We start from the raw sequence: 26,623 nt of genomic DNA on the forward strand, positions 1-26,623 counted from the left end.
TTTAAACATGGAACTTGGTTATGGCTCGCGCTCCAATCGTTCTCGTCGATGGCTCTTCTTATCTTTACCGTGCGTTTCATGCGCTACCGCCGCTCACGACCGCTACGGGCCAGCCCACCGGCGCGGTAAAAGGCGTGCTGAATATGCTCAAGCGGCTAATCAAAGATTACCCGCAAAGCCCTATGGCGGTGGTGTTCGACGCCCCGGGAAAAACCTTCCGCGATGACATGTACAGCGACTACAAAGCCCATCGTCCGCCTATGCCCGACGATTTACGCAGTCAAATCGCGCCGCTGCACGCCTGCGTGAAAGCCCTGGGGCTGCCGCTGCTGTGCATTGAAGGCGTCGAAGCCGATGACGTAATTGGTACGCTGGCGCATCACGCTACTCAGGCCGGTCGCGATGCGGTGATTTCGACTGGCGATAAAGATATGGCGCAGCTGGTCAATGCTCATATCACGCTGGTCAATACCATGAAGGATGAAACGCTAGACGAGGCCGGCGTGGAAGGGAAGTTCGGCCTGCCGCCTGCGCTGATTATCGACTTTCTCGCCCTGATGGGAGACAAGGTCGATAATATTCCCGGTGTGCCTGGCGTGGGTGAAAAAACCGCTATTGGCCTGCTGCAAGGCATGGGCGGCGGTTTGGATACTATTTACGCTGATTTAGAGCGGGTAGCCACGCTGACTTTCCGGGGCGCGAAGACGCTGCCTAAGAAGCTTGAAGAGCACCGTGAACAGGCGTTTCTCTCCTATCAGCTCGCGACCATTAAAGTCGACTGCGAGCTGCCGGTGGGCTTGGATGATTTGGATATAGCGCACCCAGACCGCGAAGCGCTGGTGACGCTGTATAAAGAGATGGAATTTCGCCAGTGGCTGAGCGAATTACTGGAAGGCAAAGACGCCGGCATCGCTGACGTTAAGGGCGGTGAGCCAGCGCCCTCAAGCGTTGAGGAGACCGCGAGCGACGCACACAGTGCCAGTGCTCCGCGTGATGATCAGGTTATTCTCGAGCAGGCGGATTTTGAACGCTGGCTCGAGCGGCTAAACACAGCTGAGCGATTCTGTTTTGATCTGGAAACCACCAGTCTCAACTACATGGATGCAGAAATTGTCGGCGTTGGCCTAGCCCTGGAAGCGGGTGAGACGGCCTACATTCCGCTTGCCCATGACTATTTAGATGCCCCAGCACAGCTTGATCGAAAGGCGGTGCTGGCCGCTCTCAAACCGCTGTTAGAAGATCCTAGTAAGACCAAAATTGGCCAAAATCTTAAGTACGATATTTCCGTGCTGGCTAACTATGCTATTTCCGTCGCGGGGCCGTTTGCCGACACCATGCTGGCTTCCTATGTGCTCAACTCCACCGCCACGCGCCATGACATGGATTCGCTGGCGCTGAAGTATTTAGGCGAAAAGACCATTTCCTTTGAGGAAATTGCCGGTAAAGGTGCCAAGCAACTGACCTTTAACCAGATTGCCTTAGAGCAGGCAGCGCCTTACGCCTGTGAAGATGTGGACATTACTCTGCGGCTGCAAGAAGCGTTGCGCCCTCAGGTTGAGAGCGAAGGGCGCTTGGCAGACGTGCTCGATCATATCGAGCTGCCGTTAATCAAAGTGCTCTCACGCATCGAGCGCAACGGTGTGGCAGTGGATGCCGAGCGCCTTCATGAACAGAGCCAGCAGCTTGATCAGCGTATTCGTGAGTTAGAGCGCGAGGCATTTGAGCTTGCCGGGCGTGAGTTTAACCTGGGTTCGCCCAAACAGCTGGGTCAGATTTTATTTGAAGAGCAGAAGATCCCGGTACTCAAGAAAACGCCTAAAGGTGCGCCTTCGACTGCTGAAGGCGTGCTAGAAGAGCTGGCGCTGGATTTTCCGCTGCCCAAAGTCATCATGCAGCATCGTGGCCTTGCTAAGCTGAAATCCACCTACACGGATAAACTGCCACGACTGCTCAATAAAGCCACCGGGCGAGTACATACTAGCTATCACCAGGCGGTTACCGCGACCGGGCGTCTGTCATCGTCAGACCCCAACTTACAAAATATCCCTATTCGTACCGAAGAAGGTCGCAAAATCCGCCAGGCGTTCATTGCCCGGCCCGGCTATCGCATTGTGGCCGCCGACTATTCGCAAATTGAGCTGCGCATTATGGCGCACCTTTCAGAAGATAAAGGGCTGCTAGAAGCATTTGCCGAAGGGCGTGATATCCACACCGCCACGGCGGCGGAAGTGTTCGGTATCTCGCTTGAGAAAGTGTCCGGTGACCAGCGCCGCAGCGCCAAGGCGATAAACTTTGGGCTGATCTATGGGATGAGCGCCTGGGGGCTTTCGCGCCAGCTGCATATTGATCGCAACCAGGCTCAGACCTACATCGATCGCTACTTTGACCGCTACCCGGGCGTAGCCCGTTACATGGAGCGCATTCGCGCCCAGGCGGCTGAAGATGGTTTTGTTGAAACTGTACTGGGTCGACGGCTGTATCTGCCGGAGATTCATTCGCAGAACCATAATCGCCGCCAAGGCGCTGAGCGCACCGCGATTAATGCGCCGATGCAGGGCACGGCCGCCGATATTATCAAGCAGGCCATGATTGATGTGGATGCGTGGTTAGCGGAAGGCGAGTTTGATGCGCTGATGGTGATGCAGGTGCACGATGAGCTGGTGTTTGAAGTGGCCGAGAAGCAGGTTGATTCGTTTATCGAGCAGGTTCAAGCGCGTATGCAGGGCGCAGCCAAGCTAAAAGTGGCGCTGATTGTAGAAGCCGCAAGCGGCGCTAACTGGGATGAGGCACACTAAGTTGATGCGCATGTGACGTTAAACGCAATACCCCCGCAGCCTAGGCTGCGGGGGTATTAGGTATTAACGTAATGTTTAGCGTTTAACGCCAGCCGACGCGATCAAAGATGCGGATGGCTTCAGGGTTGTTTTCACCCAGCACGCTCATGTTTAGGTCGTCTTTTTTGAAGTCGCCCCATGATTCGAGCACCGGGTCTTTTTTAACGCCAGCCACGACCGGGAACTCATAGTTCCGCTCGGCAAGCACTTCCTGAGCAGTATCAGAGGCGAGGAATTCTAAGAAGCGAATGCCATTTTCAGGATTCTGGGCATTGGCCACTAGGCCCGCACCGCCCACGTTAATGTGCGCTCCGCGATCATTTTGATTAGGGAATATAACCCCCACTTTACGGGCGGCATCGCGCTCTGCCTCGTCATCGGAGTGGAGCAGGCGTACATAGTAATAGTGGTTAGCCACGGCTAGGGTACATTCGCCGCTGGCCACGCCTAGAATTTGGTCGGTATCGCCGCCTTCAGGCGTACGCGCCATATTATTCACAACGCCCTGCGCCCACTCTTGCGCGCCTTCTGCGCCGTGATGTTCAATCATCGAGGCAAGCAGCGACTGGTTGTAAATATTGTTTGAAGAGCGGATGCACACTTGGCCTTCAAACTGCGGGTCGGCAAGGTCTTCGTAGCTTTCCAGCTGGCTGGGGTCGAAGTTTTCACGGTTGTATAAAATCACCCGTGCACGCTGACTAAAACCAAACCATAAGCCTTCAGGATCACGCATGGATGCTGGGATACGCTCATTGAGCACGTCAGAATCAACGCTTTGGAAAAGTCCATCTTCCTCGGCGCGCCATAGGCGGCCGGCATCAACCGTCAGCATTACGTCAGCCGGGCTGGCAATGCCTTCGCGCTGCATACGCTCCATCAGCTGATCGGAGTCACCTTCCAACACGTTTACGTCAATGCCGGTCTCATCAGTGAACGCCTTATAAAGAATTTCATCAGAATCGTAATGACGAGCGGAGTAAATGTTGACCGCGTCAGCAAGAGCGCTACTCGTAAAGGCAGAGCCAGCCATAATGGCGGCTACAGAAGCCGTTAGACGTACTTTTTTCATCACCAAGAATCCCAAATGTTTATGATAATAAGTTTCATTAGCGTCGGGCTGCATTGAAGCGCTTTTAGCTAACGTCCGTCAAGAGAAATGCCAGTCACGCCTTGATTAAGGCGGAAGCGTGCATCTGGTTGTGATTAAAAATAGAATGCAAATAGCTTTCAAATGTATTGAATCCGCGTTTAGGCATTTATCGGCGCGACGTGCTCACCTGCAAAGTGATGATTTATGACCGCAACTCTGAAGGTAACCCAGGCAGCGTCTCACTCGACAGCGTTAACCCTTCACAATGTGCGCCATGCTTATGATGGCCATACGGTTGTGAAAGGCGTTGACCTGAGCGTCGCGCCGGGTGAAGTGGTATGCCTTTTAGGCCCTTCTGGATGCGGGAAAACCACGCTGCTACGTATTGCTGCGGGGCTTGAAGTATTGCAAGAGGGCAGCGTCACTTTAGACGATACCTATATTGCTATGCCGGGCCAGCGTCATCTGCCGCCGGAAAAGCGCAATGTAGGCTTGGCGTTTCAGGACTCGGCGCTGTTTCCACACCTCAGCGTGCTGGAGAACGTGACCTTTGGGCTGAAACATTTGGCGTCTCGACAGCGCCGTGAGCGTGCCACGCAGCTACTCGAACAGCTGGGTATGGCGAAGTATGTTGATGTCTATCCGCACATGCTTTCCGGCGGGCAGCAGCAGCGGGTAGCGCTAGCAAGGGCGCTGGCACCATCGCCTCGCCTAATGCTATTGGATGAGCCATTTTCAAGTTTAGATGCGCGGCTAAGAGACCGTATTCGCGACGATACGCTGCATGTGTTGAAAAAAGTGGGCGCGGCCACGCTGCTGGTGACCCATGACCCCGAAGAAGCCATGTTTATGGCAGACCGTATTGCCTTGATGCGCGATGGTCAGATTGTGCAGACAGGGACGCCGCAAGCGCTTTATTGCACGCCTCAAGATCCGTTTGTGGTGACCTTTTTTGGTGATGTGAATGAGCTGAAGGGCAGAGTGCACAATGGCTTCGTGAGCACGCCGGTAGGGCGGGTGCCTGCCAATGGGTTAGCTGAAGGCAGCGCTGTGCAGATCATGATACGCCCCGAGGCGTTGCACATTGTTGAGCGTAATCTTCCCGTTGAAGCACACCGCCATAGCCATGTGGTGATGTCGAAGCTGCTGGGGCGAACGAGCCTCTTACACCTATGCGCGCATGATGATAGCGGCCGTGAGGCGCATCTTCACGCCAGAGTACCTGGGGTGTTTCTGCCCGCAGAGGGGCAGCCGGTGGACATTCACCTCGATCTTTCTCAAGTATTTGTTTTCCCGCTCAAGGCTTAAAGCATTGCAATCAGTGCTTAGCGCCAGGGCGTGAGCGACGCATGGCCATACTGAGCAGGATAACCGGCAGAATACCCACCACCACAATCGCCAGCGACGAAGTCGAGGCTTCGGCAAGTCGTTCGTCGGATGCTAGATTATGTGCCCTGACTGCCAGCGTATCAAAGTTGAATGGGCGCAGAATAATCGTCGCGGGCAGCTCCTTCATTACATCCACGAAGACTAAAATACCCGCCGCCAGCAGGCTGCTACGCATCATTGGCGTATGGATATGCCGCAGCGTGCCGCCTGCCGTTTGGCCAAGGGTGCGTGAGGCAGCATCCATACTCGGCGTGACCTTGCCCAGGCTTGCCTCAACCGCATTGAAAGAGACGGCTAAAAAGCGCACCACGTAGGCGTATAGCAGGATAAACGCCGACCCGCTAAACACTAAGCCGATGATGTAGCCGTAGTGGCTGTGAAGCCACGTATTAAGGACGTTATCCAGCCAGGTAAAGGGAATCAGAATACCCACGGCAATGACGGAGCCAGGAATCGCGTAGCCCATGGAGGCTACTCTGGACGCCACGCGTGCAAACGCCGTGTCGTGCATGCGCACGCCATAGCTCAACACAACGGCTAAGCCCACGGCGATAAGCGCGGCCACTGTGGCCAGGCCCAAGCTATTCCAGGCGTAGCCGATAAAGCGTGTGCCCCACTGAGAATCCCCCCCGTTTAACGCTAAATTCAGCAAAATACCGCTGGGCAGTAAAAAGCCGATCAACACGGGCAGCAGGCATGCCAGCGTCGCTCCCAGGGCTCCCCAGCCGCGCAGCGCGTATTCGGGCAGCTGCTGGTAGCGATTGGTGGTATGAAAATAACGTCGTTTGCCCCGCGACCAGCGCTCCAGCAGCACCAGAATAATCACAAACGTCAGCAAGCAGGCCGCTAATTGAGCCGCGGCGACCTGCTCGCCCATGCCAAACCAGGTGCGGTAAATGCCGGTGGTAAAGGTATCGACACCAAAAAACTGGACCGCCCCGAATTCATTCAGCGTTTCCATTAGCACCAGTGATACCCCGCCCACTAGCGCCGGGCGTGCTAACGGTACCGCGACGGTCGCAAACAGCTTCCACGGGCCGCGTCCTAGTGTGCGGCCCACATCCAATACGCATACCGATTGCTCTAAGAAAGAGGCGCGCGCCAACAGGTAGACGTAAGGGTAAAGCACCAGCGTAATCACCGTCGCCGCACCGCCTAGCGAGCGCACGTTGGGAAAGTAATAGTCGCCATATCCCCAGCCAAACATGTCGCGCAGCATGCTTTGTAAGGGGCCCGCAAACTGCAGGAAATCGGTATAGGCGTAGGCAATGACGTAGGTGGGTACGGCCAGAGGCAGCAGCAGCGCCCATTCAAACCAGCGCTTGCCAGGGAAGCGGCACATAACCACCAGCCATGCAGTGCCTGTGCCGATAATTAACGTGCCCAGGCCTACCGTCACCACCAGCCAAAAAGTGTTGTTGAGATAGCGGCCTAGCACGGTGCTGGCTAAGTGCTGCCAAACGCCATCGGTAGGCATCACGATATGAGCAAACACTACCAGTACTGGCAGCGCAACGACGAAGGCAACGGCGATCAGTGCTATCGACCAAGGAGTGGCGCGATGGCTAAGCGAAGAGGAAAAAGCGAATAGCCCGCGATAGCCGGATCTGAACAAGCGCACACTCCTTGCAGTAGCAGTATTAGTCCAGTAACCGCCTAATGCGAATCACTGACGGCTGTGAATAGTAGCACTAGCCGTTAGCGGCTGCGCGTTACCTCCTGCCCTTGACGCAAAAAAGCCCACCGAAGCGGGCTCTTAAATGCACGTTTGTTAACGGGAAGGCTAGTAGCCCAGCATCATGTTTGGTAATCCGGTAATCAGCCAAGGGAAGAATGACATGAGTAAACAGGCCAACAGGATCAGCGCGACGAAGGGCACAACCGCTTTATACAGATCGACGATTTCGACCCCGGGCGGTGCGACGCCTTTTAAATAGAACAGCGCATAGCCAAAGGGCGGGGTGAGGAACGAGGTCTGGAGTACGACCGCCACCATTACCACAAACCACAGCATATCCACGCCCATTGCGTCGACAATGGGTAGCATGATCGGGAAGCTCAGCAGCACAATCCCAGTCCAGTCCAAGAACATGCCCAAAATAAATACCAGGAACAGCATAAGAATGAGCGCGCCAACGGTGCCGCCAGGCATCGCCATGACTAAATCGCTGATCACTGTCATGCCGCCACCGCGGGAGAACACACCCGTAAAGGCCGTGGCACCCACCAGCACCAGCATCACCATGGTGGTGGTTTTGCCGGCTTCCACCATGGTCCAGAAGCAGGTGGATATTTTGCGATCACCGAAGATCAAAAACAGAATGAAGGCGATAAATACACCGATTGCCGACGCCTCGGTGGCCGTGGCAATGCCGGTAAAGAGAGCGCCTAGCACCCCGAGAATTAATGACATCGGCGGCACTACGTACTTTGCCAACATGATAAGCAGCTGTTTTGTGCTGACTGCTGCGCGCTCTTCTGCCGGTACTTTAGGGCCATAGTGTGGCTTGAAATAGCAGATGATCAGCACGTAAAGTGCATACATCACCCCCAGCAACAAGCCGGGAATTAGCGCGCCCGCGAACAGTGCGCCCACCGAGACCGGTGAGTAGCTCGCCATCAAAATCAGCATGATGCTAGGCGGAATCAATATGCCTAAGCAGCCGCTGGCCATAATGACGCCCGCGCTAAGTTCTTTGTTGTAGCCATACTTCAGCATGGGCACCAAGGCGATCATGCCCATTACTGCAATAGAGGCGCCAACAATCCCGGTGGTCGCCGCGAGCAAAACCGACACAATGACCACGGTTAGCGCTAAGCCGCCGCGCAGGTTTGCGAGCAGCAGACGCATGGCGTCAAACATTTTCTCGGTGACGCCCGAGTCGTTTAAAAACCTCGCCATCAAAATAAACAGCGGTATCGCCACCAGCACATAGTTGTCCATGGCGTTACCGAAGATATTGTTGATTAGAGTGCCAAGTATGCGTTCACCAGGGCCCAAAAAAGCGCCAATAACAGCCACGCCACCAAGCACGAACGCTAGTGGATGACCCATAAATAGCCCGACCAGCAGGCCGCCAAACATCACCAGCGTGAGTAATTCAGGGCTTAAGTTCATGCTGATGTCTCCTCGCGAAGCTGCATGATGGCACGCAGCACAATGGCAATCGCCTGCAGCAGAATGAGCACGGCGGCCACCACAATCACCCCTTTGATTGGATAGACGGGAATTGAGATCATGCCATACGTGGTTTCACCGCGGCTCCAGGCGCGTTCAAAGAAGCTCCAGCCCAGCGTGATCAGCATCCAGCTAAAAGGCACAAAGAAAATCAGATAGCCCAGTACTTCAAGTGCCGCCTGCTTCTTACGCGACAGCAGACGCTTTAAAACGTCAACTTCAACATGTGCATGATGGCGTAGCCCATAGGCTGCCATCAGCATAAAGTGGGCACCAAATAGCATCTTGGTAACGTCAAACGCCCAGTCGCTGGGCCGACCAAACAGAAAGCGTGAGGCAATATCGTAAAGAACGATGAGGGTAATGATGGCAATCAGCGGTGCGATGATGCGCCCAAACGCCTCGTTGATGGCATCGATCGCCTTGGCAATCGCATTCATGGAAGATCTCCGCAGTCAGCACAAAAAAACCGCCTCAGCAAAACCGAGGCGGTGCATAAGCGTCTTATAGGCAGGCTTCGATTTCTTCCAGTGACGGGAGATTGTCCATCACTCGGCTCATGTTGAAGGGCGCCGATACGTCGCGCCAAGTGGCGTAGTGCTCAAGATAAGCAATCATTGATTGATACACTTTGGCATGGTCAGCATTCTCACAAGCACCGCGTAGAATAACGTCGTTGGTAATTTCCTGAATGCGTGCCAAGTCTTCTTCAGAGAACTGGTTAATCGTTACGCCCGCATCAATAAACTTCTGCGTGGCTTCGGTTGACTGGCGCTCAGACCAAGCAAGTGACCATGCCATGGTGGCATCTGCAGCAATGCGCAGTTTCTCTTGCGTGTCTTCTGAAAGCGCGTCCCAGGCATCTTTATTGATCATTACGCCAAACACGCTAGCGGACTGGTGCCAGCCTGGCGTTGCCCAGTAGTCAGCGACTTCTGCGAAGCCAGCCTTAAAATCAACGCCCGGAGTCGAGAACTCGCCAGCATCAATGACGCCACGCTCAATGGCTTGATACACTTCGCCACCGGCAAGCGTGACTTGTGACCCCCCCAGCTCTTCTAGCACGCGACCCTGATCGCGACCCGATAGGCGCAGGCGCTTGCCTTCAAGGTCAGCGATACTTTCGATTGGCGTGCGGCCCATAAAGCCAGATTCGTTGTTAGTAATGCCGTAGGGAAGATAGATCATGTTGAACTGGCCGTAGATCTCTTCGTACAACTCGCGGCCGCCCCATTGCTGAATCCAGTTAAGGTAATCAACGCCATTAAACAGGCTGGTCGTCGTCGCTAGCGGTGAGAAGGCGGGGTTTAAGCCTGCCCAGTAGCCCGGCCAGTCGCCAGCCGCTTCAATGCTGCCTGTTTCAGTGGCATCAAATACTTCGGTGCCGGGCATTAATGTACCGCCCGCGCGGAAGTTGATTTGCAGTTCGTCACCCGCCAACTGATTGACCAGCTCGGCCCAGTGCTGGTCAATCTTGATCAAATCAAGGTTTTCCGGCCAGGTAGAGGTCATCGTCCACTCTTCTTGTGCTTGGGCGGTGGCGGTGAAAGCAGCGAAAGCGATACCAGCGGCAAGGCCACTGAGGGCAAATTTTGTGGTTTTTTTCATGATGTATTTCCTGGTTTGGCGTAAGGCGTTATTAGTGTTTGTTACCTGGATGCAGGAAAGTGCAGCGTAGCAAAGGTTACGTTTACGTAAACAAAAAGATTTTAGCGCTGCAACGCTAAACTAGCACACTCATCCCGCTGCGATGCAATATCAGTTAATTAAGAGGTTTCGATTAAGTCTTGTGCTAATAAAATAGCTAAGCATCTGTTAAATAATAGATTGCCTCTGTTTTTAAGTTGACATGACAAGGTTCAAGTAGTGAGTCAGCGTTGAAATGAGCCGAATCATGCAACCAAAGTTGTAAGTTAGAGCCCCGCCATGAGAGGCTCGGCGACGGGTTTGACGGGGTGACGCTATGGGAAGCGATGGCGGCAAATAGAAAAGGGAATAACGGTGGGTGCAGAAACACAGGCAGATAGTCGCGCGTTAGATGGCCAGCAGCTACGCAAAGTGGCGACGTTAGTTCATCACACCCGGCGTTTAGCCCACAGGCATTGGCGTCAGCTGGTCTGGTTAAGCGGCGATGCCCAGCAGTGTCGGCATCTCGCGCGGGTGCTGTGGCAGGCCCATCCTTGGCAGGCGCCGGTGTGGGTAGGCAGCGACAAAGAGACGAACCAATGTGAGTCGTCTGCTTTTTCGCCGGTACTCTCACCTCGTAAAGCGCGCACGCGACTGGGGGCTGAGCATCAGTTAGTCGTGCTTGATACTCATGGCACCGGCTTTGATCCTGAGGCGCTGGGAGCACTGTCTGGAACCCTCATCGCCGGTGGTTTGCTGGTGCTGATCACGCCACAGCCATGGGGGCAGGCACCCGACCCAGACTACGCCCGATTCGCGGACCATCCGCTGCGCTGGGAAGATCTCAGCTGTCATTATCTTGCCCGATTAGCACGCCAGCTGCAGGCCTCTGATCAGATCGTGTGCTGGCGTGCGGGCAGCGCGCTGCATTTGCCCCGTTTACCCGCACGTAACGTTCATGGCAATGAGGATAGCCACAATGACGCTAATAATGACTACCTCAGTGGCGATAGCGACTGCTTGACGGCTGATCAGGCGCAGGCTGTTAGGGCGTTAGTCGGCCTGAAACGCCGCCGACCGCTGGTGATGACCGCTGACCGTGGGCGTGGGAAAAGTGCGGCGCTGGGGGTTGCCTGCGCTAGGCTGCTCGCTCATAAGCCCCGTACGGTCGTGCTCACCGCGCCGCGCCTTAGCTCGGTCGAGAGCGTGTTTGAACGCGTAGTGGCTCTTTGCCCGGGCGGCAGTCGCGTTGCCCCGGGTCACTTTGTGCTACCTCAGGGCAGCGAGTTGCTTTATCTAGCGCCGGATGCGTTAACCGAGCAGATCAGTGCGCAGCAGCAGGGCGGCGATGGCAGCTATTTGCTAGTAGATGAGGCGGCGGCCATTCCTGCTGCGTTGCTGGGCCAGTGGCTTGGCGCTTTTCCACGGATTGCGTTTGCGACCACGGTGCATGGCTACGAGGGTTCTGGGCGCGGCTTCGCGCTGCGCTTTCGTACCACGCTAGATCGACTTACTCCATCGTGGAAGGCGCTGACGCTTGAAACGCCCATTCGTTGGCGTATCAATGATCCGCTGGAGGATTTGGTCAACCGACTGCTGCTGTTAAAAGCGCCGCTGCCTATCGCACAGGCGCAACAAAGTGCTGAAATAACCACGGTTGTTGATCGCGACGCGCTTGCTCAGCAAGACGCTAGGCTGGAAAAACTGTTTGGGCTACTGGTGCAGTCGCACTATCGCACGTCGCCTAACGACCTACGTCAACTGCTTGATGGCCCGGGTGTTGAACTGCGTACTATCGAACAGGCTAGCGAGCCGCAGGCTGTCTTGGTTACTCGCGAGGAGGGCGGTTTTGAGGCGGGCCTTGCTGACCAGGTCGCCCGCGGCCAGCGTCGGCCGCAGGGGCATCTGTTAGCTCAGTCGCTCGCTACTCACACGGGTAGCCGCGCGGCGCTGACCGCTCGCTGGCGTCGGGTGGTGCGTCTTGCCACTCATCCCGAACGGCGCCGCCAAGGGTTGGGGCAAGCGCTGCTACAGGCAGATATGAACGCCGCGAGACAGCAGGGCGTGGCGCTGTATGGGGCCACTTTTGGCGCTGAGGCATCGCTGCTGCAATTTTGGCTGGCGCAAGGTTTCATCCCGGTACGCTTGGGTATTAGCCGCGAGACCTCGACCGGTGAGTTTGCCGTGATGGTCGCCAAGGCGCTGAATGAGCAGGGAGAGGATGTGCTGGCTGACCTTAGCGCGCGCTTCCAGGCAGGGCTTTTAGGCCTGTTGGCGTTTGAACTTAACACGCTGCCTGCATCAATGGTTGCGCTGCTGCTCGCTGCATTGCCTGCCGCGGCGCTGAGTGCGCGTGATTGGCAAGATATAGACGATGTGGCCTTGGCTCATCGCGATCCTGTGCTTACACGAGCGGCGTTACAGGCCCTGGCGCGCGAAGCCAGTCGCTGCGTTTTAACGGATTCGCAACAGCTCGCGCACCACCAATTGGCCGCATGGGCATTTCAAAATCGATCGCAGGCGAAGGCTCATGGCGAGGCAGTTCAAGCCTTACGCATCGCTGTGCATACACTCATTGAACCGGTAAAGTAGGCCGGTTGCCTATAACGAAGAGTCATCATGAACGCACATCTTGAAGCACTGGCGCCCACTATCGTTTGGCGCCACTTTCGAACGCTTTGTAATACGCCGCGCCCGTCTGGGCATGAAGCGGCGCTTGTCGCCATTCTTGAGGCTTGGGCCGATGCGCAAGGCTTTGCTCATGACCGTGACACCTTTGGTAATTTACGCATACGTAAACCCGCCTCTCCAGGCTGCGAACAGGCGCCTGGCGTAGTGCTTCAGGGCCACCTGGATATGGTGGCGCAAGCGAATAGCGACCATGCGCATGACTTTACTCGCGACCCAATCAGCACCTATGTTGCCGACGGCTGGCTGCACGCCGATGGCACCACCCTAGGCGCTGATAACGGTATGGGCGTAGCGGCGATGCTTGCCGTGCTAGAAGACCCCGATTTACGCCATGGGCCGCTGGAAGCCCTGTTCACTTTGGAGGAAGAAACCTCCATGGGCGGGGCGTTGAATCTAGCCGAGAATTGGTTAGAGGGTTCGCTACTGCTCAACCTGGACAGCGAAGATCGCGGCCAGGTCTATATTGGCTGTGCTGGCGGGGCTGATGTTGAAGTGGATGCTCAGCTACCCAGCGCTGCCGTGAATGATCATGAGCAAGTGATTAGCATTGCGCTGACCGGTTTAAAAGGTGGCCATTCCGGCATTGATATCCATAAACCGCTGGGCAACGCTAACCGTCTATTAATCAGAGTATTGCGCTCTCTAGAGTCGTTTGATGCACGCCTGATAAGCTATCACGGTGGCACTTTGCGCAATGCGATCCCTCGCGAAGCGTTTGCCCAGGTGGCGCTGCCTGGCGATGAAGTCGATGCGGCCATGGTCGCTATCGCCGGGCTTGAAACTATTCTGCTGAGAGAGCTTGGGAGTGGTGACAGCGGTCTTAAAATCAGCGCCCAGCGTGTGAAGGAAACACCTGCTGCTGAGCCGTTAACCTTAGATGCTAGCTTAATGCTGCTGGCCGCGCTGCATGCCGCTCCCTGTGGGGTTGAGCGAATGAGTGCCGATGTGCCAGGCGTGGTAGAAACCTCCAATAATCTTGGCGTGTTAAGCCTGGAAAACGGCCGGCTACATCTTTGTGCATTGGTGCGTTCACTGCACGACAGCGCGGTCATTGCCATGGGCGACCGTTTTCATGCGCTGTTTGGGCTCATTGGGGCGCGGGTGAAAGTTGAAAATGGCTATCCCGGCTGGGCGCCTAATCCAGATGGCGAGCTGTTGGCGACGTTCAACGCACGCCATTTGGCGCTGCTGGGCCGCGAGCCAGAGGTAAAGGTAGTTCACGCAGGGCTCGAATGCGGCATTTTGGGCAGCAAGTACCCGCATCTAGATATGATCTCGTTTGGGCCGCTGATTCGCGGTGCCCACTCACCGGATGAGCGGGTAGAGCTTGCGTCGGTGGAAGAGTTCTGGCTGATGCTGCGGGCGTTGATTGAGGATCTTGCCGAAGCTAAATAACGCGCTGAAGCGTATAAAGATACGTGTATAAAGATGGCCTATTTCAAGCCCTTGGTGTTGTTTATCCCAAGGGCTTGAAACGTTAGAGGCCGATGTCGCTATCGTTAAAAGGACGCTATGCCTGCTTACCAAGCGCTGATTGAGATGGCTGGCTATTGCTACCGCGCCGTGCCACATAGGGCAACAGGCTAAGTAGCCCAAGAACGGCCAGCAGTGTGCCGACCCAAAGCGGTGAAAGCAGGCCATAGCCTGCGCTGATGCCGAGACCACCTAGCCAAACGCCCATTCCCAAGCCAATATTGATTACCGATGCATGCACCGTGTTGACCAGCGTGCCCGGCCGGGCCGTTCTCATCACCCGTGCCACCATGGCAGGGTTCATTGTGACACCCACCAGCCCGATTAAAATGATCATCATAATACTGACCGTGGCGCTTTGCGCTAGCAGCGAAAACGCCACCAGTGCCGTGATCAGCAGCAATAGCCCGCAAACCATTACCGAATACGTGTGCTTATCCGCGTAGCGACCCACCACTGCATTACCGACGATATTAGCGACGCCATACATGCCAAGCAGCCAAGGAATGGCCGTTATGGAAAACCCGGTTACTTCTGTCAGGATTGGTGTGAAATAGCTGAAAGCTGCGAATGTCGCGCCGATAATGAAGGCGCTGGTGGCATAGGCAGACCACAAGTGGCCATTCTTAAACTCGGCCAACTCCTTGCTCAGCCCAATGGGGGCTGACGATTTAGATAGCGGCACTCGAATGCTAATGGCAACGGCACATAGCGCCGTGAGCGCCACCACGAGCCAGAAACTGGCGCGCCAGCCTACATTCTGATCAATCAGTGTGGCGATAGGTACGCCCAGCGCTGCCGCTAGCATTAACCCGCCCAACACGATTGAAGCAGCGCGTCCGCGTGCCTCGACAGCGACGACCTCTGCACAGATGGATAACGCGGTGCCGATACAGGCTGATGCCGCCACGCCTGTCGCGATGCGCGCTAATGTCATGATCGTATAGCTGTCTGTCGACGCGGCAATAGACTGCGCGGCGGCGTACAGCGCTAGCAGCCAAAGTAGCGCCGATTTGTTGGGCACACGAAGTTTGAGCAGGCCAGCGGTTAGCAGTGGCCCGCCAATCACCATGCCAAAGGCATACATTGAGATGAGAGAGCCGACCTGCTCTAGCGAAATATCAAACGCTGCTGCCAGCGATGGCATCATGCCCGCGACCATGAATTCCGATGTGGTCAGTGAGAAGATAGTTAGTCCAAGAATATAAACAACGAGGGGCATGAAAATTTCCTGCCGTGTCACGGGCGTTAAAAGTGAATAGCTAAAGCGCTGGCTTAATATTGCTTGCTTAGAAACATAAAAACGGCACCCTTAGTGGGTGCCGTTTGACGTACCTATTGCTGGGCGGTTATTTAACCACTTATTTACTCAAGTAAGCGTTCAGCATCCAAATGGTTTTTTCCTGCTCACGGATGTAATCACCGGCTTGAGAGGCCGTGCCCTCATCGTCGGCGTCCGACGCTAGGGCTAGCAGTTCACGCTGCAGTTCAATGAGCGTTTGGTAGCCTTTCAGAACACCTTTGACGCAGGTTTTGCCGTCGTGAACATCCTTTTCTTCCTGAATGTTCGAAAGCTTTATGTAGTCGCTGTAGGCGTGTACTGGCTTGTGGCCTAGAGTCAAAATTCGCTCGGCGACTTCATCGACCTTGGTCAGTAGATCGGTGTAATACTCTTCAAATTTGACGTGGAGTTCGAAGAAGTCACTGCCCCTGACGTTCCAGTGATAGCCACGTACGTTCATGTAAAAAATCTGATAGTTGGCCAGCAGATGGTTAAGCTTTTCGGCGAGCTGGCTAGCGCTGCCTTCGTGTAGGCCAATGCTATTGGTGTCTGTCATATCCTGCTCCCTATCGGTGCCGCTGGCGCGGCGGTTAATGCGTGATATGCAGCATAGAGCGTATTGGACGCGATGCAAAACAGGTTTTATGTATCGCTTCCATAGCGCCACGACATTACGTCTGTGTCGGCTGCCTGTGACTGATTACTAAATGCTGGCAGCCATTGATTTTTTCAAGGCCTGAGGAGAAACATTCACTATCGCTGGGAGGTTGCCCATAGCCGTAGCAGGCTTTCACAGCGTGCCTCAAGCAGCTCGGCGGTGCGTGGCAGGGCATCTTTTAATGCCATGGGGCCATCGGCTAACGCAAATGCCGCGGTCACGCCTTCATCAAAGCAGGCTTCCCAGCCATCGCCGAGGCTGCCTGCGAGCACAATCACCGGTTTATTGGCACGCTGGGCCGCGCGGGAAACGCCGATGGGTGTTTTGCCCGCTAGGCTTTGGCCATCCAGGCGGCCTTCACCGGTAATTACCAAGTCTGCACGGGCTAGCCGCTCCGCCATACCGGCTTGCTGCATAATCATCTCAATGCCGGGTTTTAGAGTGGCGTTCAAAAACGCCTTTGCAGCAAACCCCATGCCGCCGGCTGCTCCTGCACCGGGCAGCGCCCGATGATCGCAGCCCAGCGTTTGCGCACTGATGTCCGCAAAGTTGCTAAGTGCTTGATCGAGCTGCTCGACTTGCTGCAAAGACGCGCCTTTTTGCGGGCCGAATACCGCACTAGCCCCGCGTTTCCCTAGCAGCGGATTATCCACATCAACCGCGGCCTCTAGTGTGAGGCTGGCTAGGCGATGGTCCAGCCCCTCAAGTTCTAAACGATTTAACTGGCTAAGTGCCGCCCCGCCGGGGGGGAGCGATTTACCCTGCTGGTCGAGCAGCTGGGCGCCCAGCGCCTGCAGCATGCCGGCACCGCCGTCGTTAGTGGCGCTGCCGCCGAGTAGCAATAGTGCCTTTTCTGCGCCTTGGTCAAGCGCTGCGAGTAGCAGCTCACCGACGCCAAACGTCGAGGTCGTTAAAGCGTTACGCTCCTCGGCGGTGAGGTGTTGTAAGCCGCTGGCTTCTGCCAATTCGATAAACGCGGTACGCTGGTCGCTTAGCCAGCCCCACGTTGCTTGGCGCGGACGCCCCAGAGCATCTTGAACGCTCAGCTGGCGCCGTTCTGCGCCGGTGGCATCGATCAGTGCATCTAGGCTGCCTTCGCCGCCGTCAGCCAAGGGGCAGGTCTGAACGTGTGCATCAGGCACCGCGCGTTTTACACCCCGCGCCATGGCTTCAGCGGCCGCCTGGGCGCTCAGCGCATCTTTGAAACTGTCAGGGCAAAGCAATATATTCATTGGTACGGACTCCGCAAAACGTTCTTATCAAAATATTGTCATCATAATACGGCCATTGTTGGCGAGCTCAGCGCGCTAATCAGCGGTCAACCAGCGGCCTCGTCCGTTAGAGGATCTAACATGAAGTCGATACCGATAAGCTTAACCTGTCTGCTGACACTGGCTGGCTGCCAGGCGGTCCCTGATCGTTTGCCACAAGCCGAGCCTGCCCCCGCCGCCGCTTGTTATTTTCCCACCTCAGCAGAGGGTGCGCTTAAAACCAGCGTGGATGTGCTAATCGAAGAAGGGTTTACCCTAAGCTCTACCGATACCACATTAGGTCTGATTAGCGCCAGTCGTGAGCGTGCGCTGCAGGGGTATTATGATCCTTACGACAACGCCTACGGCTACGGGCGGGGAATGCGGGTATTCGGCGGATTGGGGTTTGGGCGGGGCGGATCAGGTGTGGGTATCGGGCTCGGCGGAATTGGTTTTGGCGGCGGGGTAGGCCAGCAGCCGGTTGAGGTGGAGCGCGTCTCATTACTGGTGAGCGACGCCCATATACGCATATCTCGAGATATTCGCCGCTTTGATCACGTAGGTGATTTACGTGAATCCTATAGCGCCAGTAACGCCGATTTCTGCCAACGCTTTCAAACCAGTTTTGAACAACGTGTGCCGGCAACGAGGACACCGCTATGATGATTCGCCATTGGCTGCTGATAAGCCTGCTGGGCGGGCTGGCAGGCTGCGCAACGACGGCACCGCTTGAAACTCGCGAGCTTTTCTATGCCACTGCGCCTGAAGAGACCTTTCGCGAAGCGGTAGAACTCATGGTGGAGCAGGGCTACGTCGTTCGTCATGCGGATATTTCACTGGGGCGAGCGGAGGCATCGCTTGCTCGTTGGCCTGAATATCGTTTGCAGCTGCAGGTCAGTGAGGAGCGCAGCGGTAGTCGGGTGAGTGTTTCCGCGCTGCGGGGTAATCAGCCGCTGCCTCCCTACGTATTAGACCCATGGCTTGTATCCTTACAGAGCAAACTAGGCGTTGCGCCATGAGGCTGGCGCACGCTGCTATGGCATTAGGAATGGGGGTGAGTGGCTTGTCTGTCAGCGCGGAGGCACTCGCGCACCCGCATGGCTGGATTGATCTGAGCGTTCAGGTCATGACAGATGATCAGGGCGTCGCTAGCGGTTTATATCAAACGTGGCGAATGGATCCATTTTACAGCCTGGTTGTCTTTGAAGAGCTTCAGCAGGTAGAAAATGCAAACCTTGAACAGGGGCTTGATCAGCTGGGAAAAGAAATTCGCGACAATCTCTCTGGCGAGCACTACCTCACCGAGATAAGCATTAACGGTGAGCGTCAGGCGCTGGGCGAGGTGAGCGAATATACCGCTATGGAACGCGATGGCCGGTTAGTTTTCATGTTTATTCTGCCGCTGGAAACGCCTCAATCCCTGACCGATTCAACCCTTACGTACCAAGTGTTTGACCCCACCTACTACATCGAAGTAGTGCATGAGGCGGACGATAATCAGCCCACCGATGATGCACTAGTCCTCCAGGGGGGGCCTGCCTGTGAGCTGAGCATTCTGCCCGCTAACCCTGATCCCGAACTGGTGATGCAAGCCGCACTGCTTGATAAAGGCGAAAGCGGTGAACCAGGGCTGGGACGCTATTTTGCGGAAACGGGCAGCGTTGATTGTACGGGTCGCTAAGAATGTTGTTTTTCACAAAATCCCGGCTGACAATTGATCGTGATGTGTTACTTTATAACTTTTAGCGGCGAGACATTACGATGCCCTTAGCACGGCCTTTAACGCGATCCTTCACACGCCATTCTGGCTTACTACTTTGCTTTCTGCTGGTGGGCGCAGCGCTGGCCCTTATCGTTTGGACTGGTGCGCTACAGGGCGTGAGCTATCAATTGCTGGCCTGGCAGCGAAGTTTGCATCGTTCGCTCACGATGGCGATTACCGAACTGTCAGGCGCGCCCACGCTAATGACATGGGTGAGCCTGCTGAGTATTAGTTTTGTTTATGGTGTTTTTCATGCCGCTGGGCCAGGGCATGGTAAAGCCGTGCTGGCGACCTATTTAGCCACTCATGGCGGCGCGGTGAAGCGTGCGCTAGGGCTCTCTTTTGCAGCCTCCTTACTCCAGGGGCTGACCGCCATTATGCTGGTGGTAGTGCTGGTGTACGGCTTGGGCTGGGTAACGCGCCAAGCGATGGGCAGCGTAGTGTGGGTTGAACAGGCAAGCTTTCTACTCGTAGCCGCCCTGGGTGTATGGCTATGTTGGCGAGCCATCAAGCAGCTTCGGCGTGCTTATAAGCCTGCCGTCGCGGCGCATAGTCACAGTCATCAGCACAATCACAGCCATAGGCATGATCACAATCATGAGCCCCATGTTAGCCATGACAACCACTGCTGCGGCGGAGCCCATCATATTGAGCCCCAGCAAGTATTGGACTGGCGTACGGCGCTGATGACGGTGGGGGCCATTGGTATGCGCCCCTGTAGTGGCGCAGTGCTGATGGTCGGTGCTGCTAGTTTGCTAGGCCAATTCTACGTGGGCGTTGCGTCAGTGGTCGCGATGTCGGTTGGCACGGGCCTCACTGTTTCAGCGCTTGCAGTCGCCAGCATTGTGGCACGCGGATGGGCGCAGCGGCGCTTGGCTACGCAGCAGCATAGCGAGCGTCGCGTTCAAAAAGCCGCTGGTTGGCTGGCCTTAGCCGGCGGGGCGTTCATCGTCTTACTAGGGGGTTCACTCAGCGTTGCGGGAATAGTCGAGCCTGTCGGCGGGCCGCTGCTTAACGAGCCGCCCGCCCGAGTGGGCCACCCTCTTAGCGGGTAAGCGCTGACTAAACATCTAGCGTTTGAATGTGTGCAAGCAACTGGTCACGCATGTGAGCCTGGCCTGCTAAGTCATAAGGTTCCGGCGTGCCGTTGCCCCAAACGGGCGCAGGCCAGGTAGCATCGCCATGTTGACGTATGACGACATGCACGTGCAGTTGGCTCACGACGTTGCCAAGCGAGGCAATATTAAGTTTGTCGCCTCCCAGCGCTACCTTCATTGCTTCGCCTAGCTGGGTTGCCTCACGCCATAGCTGCTGTTGATCCGCCGCGGGCAGTTCAAATATCTCGCTGATCGCTGGGTGGCGCGGTACCAGAATGACCCATGGGTAGCGCGCATCATCCATTAGCAGTACGCGGCAAAGAGGCAGATCCGCCACGGGGAATGTGTCGCTGGCAAGGCGTTCATCAAGCGTGAAATCGTTCAAGTAATAGGCTCCCGTATACTTACTAGGTGTTTATTAGCATAGCAGCCACGGCGTGGCGTAGGGAAAACAAGCGCAATTGCGAAAACGCTGTTACCCTAAAAAAACTCCCAGGCGGTGAGTCGCATTGCCAGTGGAGTTCCCCCGATGTTGAATGACTCGTTAAGGAGAACGTAAATGAAAAAATTATTGGCCATGAGCTTTATGCTGCTGATGACGGCAGGTGTTCTGTCCGGTTGTAACACTATTTCTGGCGCTGGTCAGGATGTGCAAGAAGGCGGTAAAGCCGTCCAAGATGCAGCTGAATAATTAGTTAAGGCTGGATTAGAGATAACGCTAGTATTCCCACGGGCTAGGCTAATGCCTAGCCCGTTCGGGTTCATTAGCTCATTTTTTCATTACGTTTTGGAGACTCAAGGATGAAGCCTCGCTTTACCCTGTCTAAAGTTGTGGCCATGGGCGCCTTCACTATGCTGCTAACGGCGTGCGTTAGTTCTCAAATGCCGATTTCACCGGCTAACGATGATGTAGATGCCGCGCCGCCCCCGCCAACGGTCACTTCCAGTAATGCCGCTCAAGAGCAGGCCTCAACCTGTGATTTAGAGGCTATCAACGATGCGATAGGTGAGTCATTCGATGAAGCTGGGGTGTCCCAGCTGCAAAGCGAAAGCGGCGCCAGCCAGGTGCGTGTCTTGCGTCCAAACGATATGGCGACCATGGACCATCGTCCTAATCGTTTGAATATTCATCTTGATGATCAAGATGTTATTGCCGATGTGCGCTGCGGCTAAGACGCTTGACGCTTTAACCCATGCAGCGTTAGCGTAAAATCAGTACAACGCAGGCGGCGGTCAGCGCGCCCATCGTTATATTGAACGAACGCCATGCGCGGTCGCTTTTGATCCACTGCCCAATGGCACTGCCAAAAGCGGCCCATAGTGCAATGCAGGGTAGGCCCACCAATTCCGCAAAGCCGGCAAGCATCAGCGCGTTAAGCACCGGAGGGCCGCTTTCCGGCAGAAAGCCCGCCATCAAAGCAAGCCCCATCACCCACGCTTTAGGGTTAGCAAACTGAAACGTCGCCGCCTGCCAAAATGTAAACGGCACGCTATGTTCTTGGGCCTTAAGATTGGGTGGCGGTGCGGTGGCAATCTTCCACGCCAAATAGAGCAAATACAGGCTGCCGAGCCAGCGCAAGGCGAGCTGGAGCGATGGATAGCGCTCAAACAGCACACCTAAGCCCAGCGCAATGCCCGCGAACAGTACAAAGCAGCCACCCAAAATCCCCCACATATGCGGCAGCGTACGCCGAAAACCGAAGTTAGCCCCAGACGCCGTGAGCATGATGTTGTTTGGGCCAGGCGTTAGCGTCATCGACATCATATAGAGTGCGGCAGGGCCCAGAATTAACCATTCACTGTTCATTTTTTGTATCCATACAATGTGCGCTTTAAGATTGTCTTGAGGCTGCTTTTGCTAGCATAATGGGGATTAAAATGACGTCAAAGGTTTTATTGTCACCATGACAATCTGGGTGCCTTCATTAAACGAGTTTTCTGGATCGCGCTATCGTGCTATTGCCAGCGCCGTCGAATCCGCCATTCAGGACGGGACACTGCTACCTGGGGAGCGTTTGCCGCCTCAGCGCCGGTTGGCAGATGCGCTAGGGGTGACCGTCGGCACGGTGACGCGTGGTTATGCTGAGGCTGAGCGCAATGGGTGGGTGTCGGCCAGGGTAGGCAGTGGCACCTATGTGAAGAGCGAATCCCAAGCCAGCGCTTTTAGCCCGACATTTCATAGTGATGAAACGCCCGGCATGATCGATTTAAGCCTTAGCATACCGCCACCACATCCGTTGCGTCAGTCGCTGCTGAGCGAAGCCCTGGTTGCCTTAAGCCAGTCAGGGGCCGCATTAGCCCGGGGTGTTACCTATCAAGAAGCCCAAGGCCGTCGTGAGCAACGTGGTGTGCTGGCGAGCTGGTTGAATAAATTGGGAATGCCGTTTAGTGCCGATGAGCTATTTATTACTCAAGGTGGCCAGCACGGCATTAGCCTAGCGCTCAGCACGTTACTTCGGCCAGGCGAGCTGTTGGCCGCTGATGCGTTAACGTACCCTGGTGCTATTAGCGCCGCGCAACAGGCGCACCTCAAACTGGTTGGGATCGGTCAAGACCATGAGGGAATGCGGGTGGATCTTCTTGAAGCTCAGTGTGCCCGGCAACCGCCTCGAGCTATCTACCTGACACCGGATCAGAACAACCCCACCGGTGCCTGTTTAAGCGAGCCACGTCGCGAACAGCTGGTGGCGTTAGCAAGGCGTTATGATATCTGGCTGATTGAAGATGGCGTGCAATATTTGCCGGTGGAGCAGCGCGGCACGCCGCTTTATCAACTTGCACCGGAGCGTACGCTGTTTGTCTTCAGTACCGCTAAAGTACTCGCGGGCGGGCTGCGTATTGGGGTGCTTCGAGCGCCGACATGTTTGCATGAGCGACTTGCGACGGGGCTACGCTCGCAGAGTTGGATGGTACCTCCATTAATGGTTGATGTGGCATGTCACTGGGTCAATCAGGAGGCGGCTAAGGAGCTGCTTACTTGGCAAACCCAAGAATTAGCTGAACGTCAGCGGTTAACGGCCGAATGGCTGCAAGGTTTTACCCTAAGCGGACGTTCACACAGCAGCAATGTATGGCTCACGCTACCCGAGGGTCGGCGCGCGGTGGAGTTATGTGAGCGACTCCTGCAGCGAGGCGTGAAGGTCAGTAGCGCAGAGCCATTTTGTGTCGGGAGTACGCCAGCGCCACAAGCGATTCGTCTATGTATTGGTGCCGCGTCGAATCGTAGCAAGCTTATTCATGCATTGAGCATTGTTGCTGCCTGTTTAACTGAGCGCCCCCTGGCGCCCGCCACGTTGTAAATTATTCATAACGGTCTTTCCACCCTTGATGGCGCACTTGGTCTTTTAGCATTTCGAGAACATCGTATAGTACTTGCTCTGTCACGCGGCTGCTGCCTTCATCGACCGTTAACCAAGTGTCAAAGCCGCTATCGGCGGTGCGCTCTACTAGCTGTCTGAATTCGTCAGAATGAATGCCGAGCATCAGCTCATCGACTAAGCGCTGGGCAACGCCGCTTAAAGAGGCTTCCATCGCGCTGGTTGCCTGCTGCCCCATCGGCAGTCGGTGCAGCCGCTGAATCTCTGGGCTTTCGCGCAGGGTGCGATGCACCAAATCACTGATTGCCGCCATGATGGATTGACGATTATGCTGGTAAGCCTCACCGACAGTGCTCTCCAGGCGCTGAACAATTTCCTGAATTAGCTGTGCTTTGCGCGGCATAATCACACGCTCAATGATCCGCTCGGTCAGCGAATCGCTGGCGCGGATCTGCTGTTGCACATTGCCCAATAGGCGAAGGGCAATGCGATCAGAAAGCTCTTCAAGCAAAATATCGTAGTATTTGGCAAAAAACAGAGTGATATCCCAGCGGGCAACATCAATAAGGCCGAGGCGATGCAGGCGGTGGATCAGAGACACCACGCGTAGAATCCGCAGCAGGCGGAAGCCCGCCAGAGGAATACAGCCCAGCACGTCATACCAATGTACGAAGGGATAAAAGAACCACCGGTGGTAGCGCCGCTCGGCAATCGCGATGGACCAGCCCAGCAGTACATCAACGATAAAAAAGCTGACGAATATTAAATCGATAGTCGTAAAACGGCTATGTATCACGTCAGCATAGAACGAGTGAAAACTCGGTGCGATGCTGGCAATGCCTTGATTGATAGGGCCTAGCAGGAACAGTGAATCAAATAGCAGTAGCCCAAGGTTGATGACTACCGCCGCCAGGATAAGAAAATCCCAACCGATGTGGGTATATTCAACGGCTTTAGGCAAATGCGGGTAGCGTTCCCTAGCGGGCATACGAACTCCTTGTCGTTGGGCGATGCAGTGCTCTGCTACTGAGCCCGCGACTGATACTGTTGCTGGGTCAGACGCTCTTCTTTTTCTGCCTGCTTGCGCAGCTTCTTGCGCAGAGCGGCCTTTTCAAATCGCAGTTTCTGCAGCGGGGTTGCCAAATTAAGCGGCGGCACGCTGGCGGGTTTGCCATCAGCATCGACAGCGACCATGGTCAGGTAGCAGCTGTTGGTGTGACGAATCAGCTTATTGCGAATATCTTCAGCCACGACCTTGATGCCAATTTCCATTGATGAGCGCCCAACGTGATTGACGCTGGCTAAAAAGGTGACCAGCTCGCCAACATGAATCGGCTGTTTAAACAGCACCTGATCCACTGACAGTGTCACCACATAATGGCCCGAATAGCGGCTGGCGCAGGCAAACGCGACTTCATCTAGCTTTTTAAGAATGGCGCCGCCGTGAACTTTACCACTGAAATTAGCCATATCCGGCGTCATCAGTACGGTCATCGACAGTTCGTGCTGCCCGGGCAGGGCGCTGTTCGCACTTATTTCGGCGTCGGTCATGCGGTGTTCCTGCGGTTATCTTAAAACGTTAAGGGTTGCCCGCCGCCTCTCAATGGTGAATTAGCGGCGGGCAATGAAGAAGTGCTAGAACCACACCAGTCCGATGGAGATAATAATACCGGTGATAAATAGCTGAATCAGGCAGAAGCCCATTATGTCTTTCGCCTTTAACCCGGCAATGGCGAGCACCGGTAATGCCCAGAAGGGCTGCAGCAGGTTAGTCCAGGCGTCGCCCCAGGCAACGGCCATGGCAACGCGTGAAATATCGGCACCTAGCGCTTGAGCTGCAGGTAGCATGACCGGCGCTTGCACGGCCCATTGGCCGCCACCAGAGGGTACAAACAGGTTGACGATGCCCGCACTAATAAATGACCAGAACGGTAGCGTTGTCGCCGTGGCAAAGGACACCAGCCATTCGGACATGCTTTCTGCTAATCCGGACTGCACCATGATTGCCATAATGCCCGCGTAAAATGGGAACTGAATAACGATACCCGCGCCGCCTTTAATCGCCTCGTTTAGGCTGTTCAATAAATTACGTGGCGTGCGGTGCAGCACAATGGCCAGGAACAAAAACAGGAAGTTAACTACGTTAAGGTTCAGGCTGCCTCCGCGCAGTAAAAAATGATCCAGCAAAAACAGCAGTCCGGGTACCCCGACCAGCAGCGCGAGAGCCATGCTGTTTTCGAGCTTTTCAGCCGGCCGTGTAATACGCCCCATCTGCTCTGGCTCATCGTCGAGCACTTTAGGGTCTACGTAAACGCTATCCTTTTCATCCGGCAGCATCATGCGGTTGACGAGAGGTATAGCAATGAACAGGCAGATCACGATCGCGATGTTGAAGAAGGCAAAAATCGTTGAACCGGTGCCAATAACGCCAATTTGATCAGCGGCAAAGTGACCCTCGGTCGCAATCGTCAGCGGTATCGAGCCCGCTAAGCCGCCGTGCCAAACGACGAAGCCGGAGTAGGCGCTGGCAACCAATAGCCGGTAGTCAACGCGAATCAGACGGGCCAGCTCTTTCGCAAATAGCGCGCCGACAACCAAGCCAAATCCCCAGTTGATCCAACTCGCTGCCAATGAGACTAGCGTGACTAAAATGATAGCACCACCGGGCGTTTTGGCGGTGCCGGCAATTTTTTGCAGAATGCGCTTTACCGGTGGAGAGCTTGCCAGCATAAATCCTGTCACCAGCACCAGTAGCATCTGCATGGAGAAGGTCAGCAGGCTCCAGAAACCGTCACCCCAAAACCGCAAGACAGCCAGCGGTGACTGGCGCTCAATAGCAATCGCGGCGACTGAGGCGATGAGCGTCAGCAGCAGAACGAAAATGTACGGGTCAGGCAGATAGCGCTCCACTAGCTTAACCGCCGGTTTTGATATCATTTTAAGCATGGGATGCTCTCTTTTTTCATTATTAGGAAG

General features: G+C 55.4%; 24 protein-coding genes. 11 read left to right on the forward strand and 13 right to left on the reverse strand.

From position 1 onward, the window contains the following. Window positions 1–20: 20 nt before the first annotated feature. Window positions 21–2,795 (forward strand): DNA polymerase I, encoded by a 2,775-nt coding sequence (gene polA, locus ACT3TF_RS00125; RefSeq protein WP_444671357.1) that lies wholly within the window; start codon window positions 21–23, stop codon window positions 2,793–2,795. Window positions 2,796–2,877: 82 nt separating this feature from the next. Here polA and ACT3TF_RS00130 read toward each other — a convergent pair whose 3' ends face one another. Further along, complete coding sequence (locus tag ACT3TF_RS00130; RefSeq protein WP_192536078.1) at window positions 2,878–3,903, reverse strand: Fe(3+) ABC transporter substrate-binding protein; 1,026 nt, start codon at window positions 3,901–3,903, stop codon at window positions 2,878–2,880. Between the two features lie 225 nt (window positions 3,904–4,128). Between ACT3TF_RS00130 and ACT3TF_RS00135 the strand changes: the two genes are divergently transcribed. Then, a complete protein-coding gene (locus ACT3TF_RS00135) occupies window positions 4,129–5,232 on the forward strand; it encodes an ABC transporter ATP-binding protein (RefSeq protein WP_192536079.1) in 1,104 nt (367 codons plus the stop codon). A gap of 10 nt (window positions 5,233–5,242) precedes the next feature. Here the strand turns inward: ACT3TF_RS00135 and ACT3TF_RS00140 are convergent, their stop codons facing one another. The 4 genes from ACT3TF_RS00140 to dctP all read right to left on the reverse strand — a co-directional run bounded on the left by ACT3TF_RS00140 (window position 5,243) and on the right by dctP (window position 10,099). Beyond that, complete coding sequence (locus ACT3TF_RS00140; protein ID WP_444671358.1) at window positions 5,243–6,928, reverse strand: ABC transporter permease; 1,686 nt, start codon at window positions 6,926–6,928, stop codon at window positions 5,243–5,245. A 168-nt stretch (window positions 6,929–7,096) separates the two neighbouring features. After that, complete coding sequence (locus tag ACT3TF_RS00145; protein WP_192536081.1) at window positions 7,097–8,431, reverse strand: TRAP transporter large permease; 1,335 nt, start codon at window positions 8,429–8,431, stop codon at window positions 7,097–7,099. Continuing rightward, window positions 8,428–8,931, reverse strand: a complete 504-nt coding sequence (locus ACT3TF_RS00150; RefSeq protein WP_096278090.1) for a TRAP transporter small permease subunit — start codon at window positions 8,929–8,931, stop codon at window positions 8,428–8,430. Before ACT3TF_RS00150 ends, ACT3TF_RS00145 begins: the two co-directional genes overlap by 4 nt. A 64-nt stretch (window positions 8,932–8,995) precedes the next feature. After that, on the reverse strand, window positions 8,996–10,099 hold the full coding sequence (gene dctP, locus ACT3TF_RS00155; protein ID WP_441684155.1) for a TRAP transporter substrate-binding protein DctP: 1,104 nt from the start codon (window positions 10,097–10,099) through the stop codon (window positions 8,996–8,998). Between the two features lie 393 nt (window positions 10,100–10,492). Between dctP and ACT3TF_RS00160 the strand changes: the two genes are divergently transcribed. Next, window positions 10,493–12,709, forward strand: coding sequence for a tRNA(Met) cytidine acetyltransferase TmcA (locus ACT3TF_RS00160; RefSeq protein ID WP_444671359.1), 2,217 nt, complete (start codon window positions 10,493–10,495; stop codon window positions 12,707–12,709). 27 nt (window positions 12,710–12,736) lie between these two features. Continuing rightward, a complete protein-coding gene (locus ACT3TF_RS00165) occupies window positions 12,737–14,203 on the forward strand; it encodes an aminoacyl-histidine dipeptidase (protein WP_441684157.1) in 1,467 nt (488 codons plus the stop codon). 115 nt (window positions 14,204–14,318) lie between these two features. Here ACT3TF_RS00165 and ACT3TF_RS00170 read toward each other — a convergent pair whose 3' ends face one another. From ACT3TF_RS00170 to ACT3TF_RS00180, 3 genes are all read right to left on the reverse strand, one after another. After that, the gene (locus ACT3TF_RS00170; RefSeq protein ID WP_441684158.1) at window positions 14,319–15,503 is read right to left on the reverse strand and encodes an MFS transporter; all 1,185 of its coding nucleotides are present in this window, start codon (window positions 15,501–15,503) and stop codon (window positions 14,319–14,321) included. Between the two features lie 139 nt (window positions 15,504–15,642). After that, window positions 15,643–16,119, reverse strand: coding sequence for a Dps family protein (locus ACT3TF_RS00175; RefSeq protein WP_192536089.1), 477 nt, complete (start codon window positions 16,117–16,119; stop codon window positions 15,643–15,645). Between the two features lie 197 nt (window positions 16,120–16,316). Next, a complete protein-coding gene (locus tag ACT3TF_RS00180) occupies window positions 16,317–17,453 on the reverse strand; it encodes a glycerate kinase (protein ID WP_444625083.1) in 1,137 nt (378 codons plus the stop codon). 120 nt (window positions 17,454–17,573) lie between these two features. Here ACT3TF_RS00180 and ACT3TF_RS00185 point away from each other — a divergent pair, with 120 nt between their 5' ends. The 4 genes from ACT3TF_RS00185 to ACT3TF_RS00200 all read left to right on the forward strand — a co-directional run bounded on the left by ACT3TF_RS00185 (window position 17,574) and on the right by ACT3TF_RS00200 (window position 20,288). After that, window positions 17,574–18,134 (forward strand): hypothetical protein, encoded by a 561-nt coding sequence (locus ACT3TF_RS00185; RefSeq protein ID WP_192536091.1) that lies wholly within the window; start codon window positions 17,574–17,576, stop codon window positions 18,132–18,134. Further along, entirely contained in the window at window positions 18,131–18,490 is a 360-nt protein-coding gene (locus tag ACT3TF_RS00190; RefSeq protein WP_441684160.1) for a hypothetical protein, read from the forward strand. The genes ACT3TF_RS00185 and ACT3TF_RS00190 overlap by 4 nt, the downstream gene beginning before the upstream one ends. After that, window positions 18,487–19,152: a DUF1007 family protein gene (locus ACT3TF_RS00195; RefSeq protein ID WP_444671360.1), complete on the forward strand. Its 666-nt coding sequence runs from the start codon at window positions 18,487–18,489 to the stop codon at window positions 19,150–19,152. Before ACT3TF_RS00190 ends, ACT3TF_RS00195 begins: the two co-directional genes overlap by 4 nt. An 80-nt stretch (window positions 19,153–19,232) precedes the next feature. Beyond that, window positions 19,233–20,288 (forward strand): nickel/cobalt transporter, encoded by a 1,056-nt coding sequence (locus ACT3TF_RS00200; protein WP_444671361.1) that lies wholly within the window; start codon window positions 19,233–19,235, stop codon window positions 20,286–20,288. Between the two features lie 7 nt (window positions 20,289–20,295). On the opposite strand, the gene ACT3TF_RS00205 is transcribed toward ACT3TF_RS00200, so the two are convergent. Beyond that, a complete protein-coding gene (locus ACT3TF_RS00205) occupies window positions 20,296–20,715 on the reverse strand; it encodes an HIT domain-containing protein (protein ID WP_444671363.1) in 420 nt (139 codons plus the stop codon). Window positions 20,716–20,889: 174 nt separating this feature from the next. On the opposite strand from ACT3TF_RS00205, the gene ACT3TF_RS00210 reads away from it, so the two are divergent. Both ACT3TF_RS00210 and ACT3TF_RS00215 read left to right on the forward strand, forming a co-directional pair. Further along, window positions 20,890–21,021, forward strand: coding sequence for an entericidin A/B family lipoprotein (locus ACT3TF_RS00210; protein ID WP_096278113.1), 132 nt, complete (start codon window positions 20,890–20,892; stop codon window positions 21,019–21,021). A gap of 110 nt (window positions 21,022–21,131) precedes the next feature. Continuing rightward, complete coding sequence (locus ACT3TF_RS00215; RefSeq protein ID WP_225734463.1) at window positions 21,132–21,503, forward strand: I78 family peptidase inhibitor; 372 nt, start codon at window positions 21,132–21,134, stop codon at window positions 21,501–21,503. Window positions 21,504–21,531: 28 nt separating this feature from the next. Here the strand turns inward: ACT3TF_RS00215 and ACT3TF_RS00220 are convergent, their stop codons facing one another. After that, window positions 21,532–22,137: a LysE family translocator gene (locus tag ACT3TF_RS00220; RefSeq protein ID WP_096278115.1), complete on the reverse strand. Its 606-nt coding sequence runs from the start codon at window positions 22,135–22,137 to the stop codon at window positions 21,532–21,534. A 97-nt stretch (window positions 22,138–22,234) separates the two neighbouring features. On the opposite strand from ACT3TF_RS00220, the gene ACT3TF_RS00225 reads away from it, so the two are divergent. Beyond that, on the forward strand, window positions 22,235–23,629 hold the full coding sequence (locus tag ACT3TF_RS00225; RefSeq protein ID WP_441684163.1) for an aminotransferase-like domain-containing protein: 1,395 nt from the start codon (window positions 22,235–22,237) through the stop codon (window positions 23,627–23,629). Window position 23,630: 1 nt separating this feature from the next. Here the strand turns inward: ACT3TF_RS00225 and ACT3TF_RS00230 are convergent, their stop codons facing one another. The 3 genes from ACT3TF_RS00230 to ACT3TF_RS00240 form a co-directional block, all read right to left on the reverse strand. After that, on the reverse strand, window positions 23,631–24,635 hold the full coding sequence (locus ACT3TF_RS00230) for an ion transporter (protein ID WP_444671364.1): 1,005 nt from the start codon (window positions 24,633–24,635) through the stop codon (window positions 23,631–23,633). 35 nt (window positions 24,636–24,670) lie between these two features. Then, entirely contained in the window at window positions 24,671–25,198 is a 528-nt protein-coding gene (locus ACT3TF_RS00235; RefSeq protein ID WP_096278122.1) for an acyl-CoA thioesterase, read from the reverse strand. Between the two features lie 84 nt (window positions 25,199–25,282). Beyond that, window positions 25,283–26,593: a short-chain fatty acid transporter gene (locus ACT3TF_RS00240; protein ID WP_096278124.1), complete on the reverse strand. Its 1,311-nt coding sequence runs from the start codon at window positions 26,591–26,593 to the stop codon at window positions 25,283–25,285. Window positions 26,594–26,623 lie beyond the last annotated feature (30 nt).

Origin of the sequence: Halomonas sp. AOP25-F1-15, assembly GCF_052378675.1 — a bacterium.
Lineage (GTDB): Bacteria > Pseudomonadota > Gammaproteobacteria > Pseudomonadales > Halomonadaceae > Vreelandella > Vreelandella casei.